4 protein-coding genes are annotated in these 5,224 nt (G+C 66.6%); 2 read left to right on the top strand and 2 right to left on the bottom strand.

From position 1 onward, the window contains the following. Positions 1–3: 3 nt before the first annotated feature. On the bottom strand, positions 4–441 hold the full coding sequence (locus tag ACZY0B_RS00575) for an SRPBCC family protein (RefSeq protein WP_463761989.1): 438 nt from the start codon (positions 439–441) through the stop codon (positions 4–6). A 39-nt stretch (positions 442–480) separates the two neighbouring features. On the opposite strand from ACZY0B_RS00575, the gene ACZY0B_RS00570 reads away from it, so the two are divergent. Together ACZY0B_RS00570 and ACZY0B_RS00565 are read left to right on the top strand one after the other, a co-directional pair. Next, positions 481–1,905, top strand: coding sequence for an FAD-binding protein (locus ACZY0B_RS00570; RefSeq protein ID WP_463761988.1), 1,425 nt, complete (start codon positions 481–483; stop codon positions 1,903–1,905). Continuing rightward, on the top strand, positions 1,902–3,212 hold the full coding sequence (locus ACZY0B_RS00565) for a class I SAM-dependent methyltransferase (protein WP_463761987.1): 1,311 nt from the start codon (positions 1,902–1,904) through the stop codon (positions 3,210–3,212). Before ACZY0B_RS00570 ends, ACZY0B_RS00565 begins: the two co-directional genes overlap by 4 nt. Here ACZY0B_RS00565 and ACZY0B_RS00560 read toward each other — a convergent pair. Then, positions 3,209–5,053: a DNA polymerase III subunits gamma/tau gene (locus ACZY0B_RS00560; RefSeq protein ID WP_463761986.1), complete on the bottom strand. Its 1,845-nt coding sequence runs from the start codon at positions 5,051–5,053 to the stop codon at positions 3,209–3,211. The two genes, ACZY0B_RS00565 and ACZY0B_RS00560, sit on opposite strands and share 4 nt — an antisense overlap. Between the last annotated feature and the right edge of the window lie 171 nt (positions 5,054–5,224).

Here is a 5,224-nt window from a genome sequence, read left to right as displayed (position 1 = left end):
GGCCTAGCTTTCGAGTTCTTTCTTCAGGTTGGCCAGCACCTCGCCCTGAATTTTCTTCAGCCCCAACGGCGCAAACGTCTTTTCGAAGAAGCCCTTGACGCCGCCCGCGCCCGTCCAGCTGGTCTTGATGGTCACGCTGGAGCCGGGGCCCGCCGGGGCCACTGTCCAATTGATGACCATCGACGAGTTCGCGTCCTTCTCGATGACACTGTGACCAGCGACGTCGACGTTGGCCTGCACATTGCGGCTACGTGATTTGGTGGCCTGCAACTTCCACTTGACGACAGTGCCCTGGCCCTGTCCGCCCTGGAGCACCTGGTATTCGCTGTACTGCGGGGACAGGATTTTCGGGCGGACGTTCTGGTAGTCCGCCACCGCGGCGAGCGTGGCCGCGGGATCGACGTTGAGCAAGATGGTGCTGGCTGCGCTGACCTGTGCCATCAGGCGCGACTCCTCTGTTGTGATGCCGCCCGCACGCGGATGCACGGGGTGTTGTCGAAGACTAGGGTATATGTGGTGCCAGGTTCAGGATCTGCACTCTCGGCTCATACGTCGGGCGTCGATCGGTTGGTGGCGAGTTATCGCTCCATCCCCGTAACGTCCGCGGTGCGGCTCGCCAAACCGACGTCAAATCTGTTCCGCGCCCGCACCAAACGCGATGGGCGCGGCCTGGACACCTCCGGACTGACCGGTGTGCTGCGCGTCGATCCCGGAGCCAACACCGCCGAGGTCGCCGGCATGTGCACATATGAAGACCTGGTGGCGGCGACCCTTCCCTATGGCCTGTCGCCGCTGGTAGTGCCACAGCTCAAGACCATTACCCTCGGCGGCGCGGTCAGTGGGCTGGGCATCGAGTCGGCATCGTTCCGCAATGGTCTGCCACACGAGTCAGTGCTGGAGATGGATATCCTCACCGGCGCTGGCGAATTGGTCACCGCATCGCGTACCCGGCACTCCGACTTGTTCCGTACCTTCCCTAATTCCTATGGGACACTGGGCTATTCGACGCGACTGCGGATCGAGCTGGAACCCGCTGCCCCGTTTGTGGCGTTGCGGCACATCCGATTCCACTCGTTGCCCGAGCTGTTCGCCGCGATGGAGCGCATCATCGACACCGGCGGGCAGGGCGGCACCCCGGTCGACTATCTCGACGGCGTGGTCTTCAGCACCGACGAAAGTTATTTGTGCGTGGGCAGACGCACCACCACATCGGGGCCGGTCAGCGACTACACCGGCAAAAAGATCTACTACCAGTCGATGCAGCACGACCACGCCGGCGGGGAAAACACCAAAGACGACCGGCTGACGATGCACGACTACTTCTGGCGCTGGGACACCGATTGGTTTTGGTGCTCACGGGCATTCGGCGCGCAAAATCCCCGGCTGCGACGCTGGTGGCCGCGCCGCTACCGACGCAGCAGCGTTTACTCCAAGCTGGTCGCCGTGGATCGCCGCTTCGGTGTGTCCGACCGGATCGAGACCCGCAACGGCCGCCCCGCACGGGAACGCGTGGTCCAGGACGTCGAGGTGCCGATCGGACGGTCCTGCGAATTCTTGGAGTGGTTTCTGGGCAACGTGCCGATCACACCGATATGGTTGTGCCCGTTGCGACTTCGCGATCGAGGCAGTTGGCCGCTGTATCCGATACCGCCGGACCACAGCTACGTCAACATCGGGTTCTGGTCCTCGGTGCCCGCCGGCGACGGCGTGGGGGTCACCAACCGCGCGATCGAGGCGAAGGTCAGTGAGCTCGACGGGCACAAGTCCTTGTACTCCGACTCCTTCTACACCCGCGAGGAGTTTAACGAGCTCTACGGCGGGGAGACCTACACGACGGTCAAGAATTCCTACGATCCCGACTCTCGTCTGCTCGATCTCTACGCAAAGGCGGTGCAACGGCGATGACCACGACCAGAGTGCCCGACCGCACCCTTCCGGGCAAGCTGACCATGGCCGAGGTGCTGGCCATCTTCACCGCAACCGTCGACTGCCCGCTCAGGTTCACGGCGTATGACGGCAGCAGCGCCGGAAACGAAGGTGCCGCGCTGGGCCTGGACCTTTGCTCGCCGCGCGGTGCTACCTATCTGGCAACGGCGCCCGGCGAGCTCGGCATCGCCCGCGCCTACATATCGGGCGACCTGCAGACCTACGGCGTTCACCCGGGCGACCCGTACGAGCTGATCAAAATGCTGGCCGACCGGGTGGATTTCAAACGGCCGTCGGCGCGGACGCTGGCGCAGGTGGTGCTGTCGATCGGCATCGAGCATTTGGTGCCGATCCCGCCGCCGCCGCAGGAGACGCCGCCTCGGTGGCGTCGGGTCGCTGATGGCTTGCTGCACAGCAAGACTCGTGATGCCGAGGCGATCCACCATCACTACGACGTTTCCAACGCGTTCTACGAATGGGTGCTCGGGCCATCGATGACCTACACGTGCGCGGTCTATCCGCACGCCGACGCGACGCTGGAAGAGGCGCAGGAGAACAAGTACCGGCTGGTCTTCGACAAGCTGCGGCTGCAACCGGGCGACCGGCTGCTCGACGTCGGTTGCGGCTGGGGCGGCATGGTGCGTTACGCCGCACGGCACGGTGTCCGGGCGATCGGCGCCACCCTGTCGGGCGAACAGGCGAAGTGGGCACAGCAAGCGATCGAGAACGAGGGGCTCTCCGCGCTGGCCGAGGTGCGCCACTGCGACTACCGCGATGTGCCCGAAGCCGAGTTCGACGCCGTCTCGTCGATCGGGCTGACCGAGCACATCGGAGTCAAGAACTATCCGGCCTACTTCGAGTTGCTCAAGTCGAAGTTGCGCACCGGCGGCCTGCTGCTCAATCACTGCATCACCCGCCATGACAACAAGCAGACTTCGTTCGCGGGCGGATTCACCGACCGTTACGTCTTTCCGGACGGCGAGCTGACCGGCTCGGGCCGCATCCTGACCGAGATCCAGGAGCGCGGCTTCGAAGTGCTGCACGCGGAGAACTTCCGCCATCACTATGCGATGACGCTGCGTGACTGGTGCTGCAACCTCGTCGAGCACTGGGATGCCGCGGTCGCCGAGGTCTCCCTGCCGATCGCGAAGGTGTGGGGTCTGTACATGGCTGCTTCACGAGTTGCGTTCGAGCAGAACAACCTTCAGCTTCATCACGTGCTGGCCGCCAATGTCGAGCGGCGGGGCGTCGACAACCTGCCGCTGCGGCCCTGGTGGCAGCCTTAGCTTCCGTCGATCCGGCGCGCGCCCAACTCGTTCTGCAGTAGTTCGAGTGCGGCTTCTTCGGGGTCGCGGCGCGGCGCCGATGGATCGGTGCGGCCGGCTTCGGCCAGCATGTGTTCCTCTTCGTCGCGCTGCGCGGATTCCGCAGCGGCAGCGACGTTTACCGGAGGTTCCTCCTCGGCGGGCGGCGGCGCCGCTTCCGCGGGCGCAGGTCCCCCGACCTCACACCGCACCCGCCAATTGACGCCCAGCGCGTCCTTGAGCGCCTCGGCGATGACGTCGGCGTTGCGCTGTTCGGACAGCCGCTTGGCCAGCGGCGCCGACGCGTGACTGAGGACCAGCGTGTCGTCGTCTACCGCGCGCACGGTGGCGCCGGCCAGCATCACCTCGGTGGTGCGGCTGCGCTGGCGCACCTTGTCGCGCACCGTCGGCCACATCGTTCGCACCGCGGTTGCGTTGAGTTCGCCTGGGGCAGAAGCTGGTTCGGAGAGCGGCTCCGGGGCAGGTGGTGGAGGCGGCGGCGGTTCGCTCGCCGGCTCGGGTGCCGCGGCCTGCCGACGGGGCCGGACGGGTTCGGCCGGGGGTTGGGCCGGTGCCGATGGCCGCGATGGCGAACGCGGTGTTGCGGCCACCGGTGGTGTGGCCGCCGGCGGCGGGGCCGCCGCGGCGACTTCGGCGGTGGGGATGGACATGGCCAGCCGGGTCTCGATGCGCTCGATGCGTTGCAGCAGTGCCGATTCGGTGTCGCTGGCCGACGGCAGCAGCAGGCGCGCACAGACCACTTCGAGCAGCAGCCGGGGCGCGGTCGCACCGCGCATCTCCCCCAGCCCGGCCTGCACCACTTCGGCGTACCGGGTCAGCGTCGCCGCGCCGATTCGGGCCGCTTGCTCGCGCATGCGGTCCAACACATCCTCCGGCGCGTCCACCACGCCGCGGCTTATCGCGTCCGGAACCGCTTGCAGCACAATAAGATCGCGGAACCGCTCCAGTAGGTCGGTGGCGAAGCGCCGTGGGTCGTGGCCGGCATCGATCACCGATTCGACGGCCCCGAACATCGCCGCGGCATCCCCGGCGGCGAGCGCGTCGACGGCGTCGTCGATCAGGGCGACGTCGGTGGCGCCCAGCAGCCCCAACGCCCGGGGGTAGGTGAGGTGGTTGTTGTCAGCCCCGGCGACCAACTGGTCGAGCACCGACAACGTGTCGCGGGGCGAACCACCGCCGGCACGGATCACCAGCGGGTACACCGCGTCGTCGACGACGACACTTTCCTGTTCACAGATCCTTCCGATCAGCGAACGCATGGTCTTGGGCGGCAACAGCCGGAACGGGTAGTGATGGGTGCGCGACCGGATCGTCGGCAGCACCTTCTCCGGCTCGGTGGTGGCGAAGATGAAGATCAGGTGCTCGGGCGGTTCCTCGACGATCTTGAGCAGTGCGTTGAACCCCGCCGTGGTCACCATGTGCGCCTCGTCGACGATGAAAACCCGGTAGCGCGACTGCGCCGGCGCGTAGAAGGCGCGGTCACGCAGCTCGCGGGTGTCGTCCACGCCGCCGTGGCTGGCGGCGTCGAGCTCCACCACGTCGATGCTGCCGGGCGCGTTGGGCGCCAGCGCCTGGCACGAATCGCAAACCCCGCACGGGCTGGCCGTCGGCCCCTGGGCGCAGTTCAGCGACCGGGCCAAGATGCGTGCCGACGAGGTCTTTCCGCAGCCGCGCGGCCCGGAGAACAGGTACGCGTGGTTGATCCGACCGGCTTCCAGGGCGATGGACAGCGGCTCGGTGACGTGCTCCTGCCCCACCACTTCGGCGAAGGTTGCCGGTCGGTACTTGCGGTAGAGAGCCACGGTCAGCAGGCTACCGGCGCCGTGCGACGACGATGCGGGCACCGCAGGGCCCGCTGAGAAGTCGCACCGTTTACACGGTGACTAGAGCCCGGGCAGCATCGGATGTGCATCAGCGGCTTTGCGTGTGCGTGCAGGGCGGGATTTTGCCGGATTTCCCGCCCTAGGCGCACA

It is taken from the genome of Mycobacterium sp. IDUB_19, assembly GCF_055419445.1.
The sequence above is the reverse complement of the archived record's forward strand: the minus strand, read 5'-3'. Positions and strand labels throughout refer to the sequence as shown.

What these genes read in the sequence shown, in the direction of transcription:
- ACZY0B_RS00575 (WP_463761989.1), bottom strand. Translation starts at nt 441, where the DNA reads ATGGCACAGGTCAGCGCAGCCAGCACCATCTTGCTCAACGTCGATCCC.
- ACZY0B_RS00570 (WP_463761988.1), top strand. Translation starts at nt 481, where the DNA reads ATGCACGGGGTGTTGTCGAAGACTAGGGTATATGTGGTGCCAGGTTCA.
- ACZY0B_RS00565 (WP_463761987.1), top strand. Translation starts at nt 1,902, where the DNA reads ATGACCACGACCAGAGTGCCCGACCGCACCCTTCCGGGCAAGCTGACC.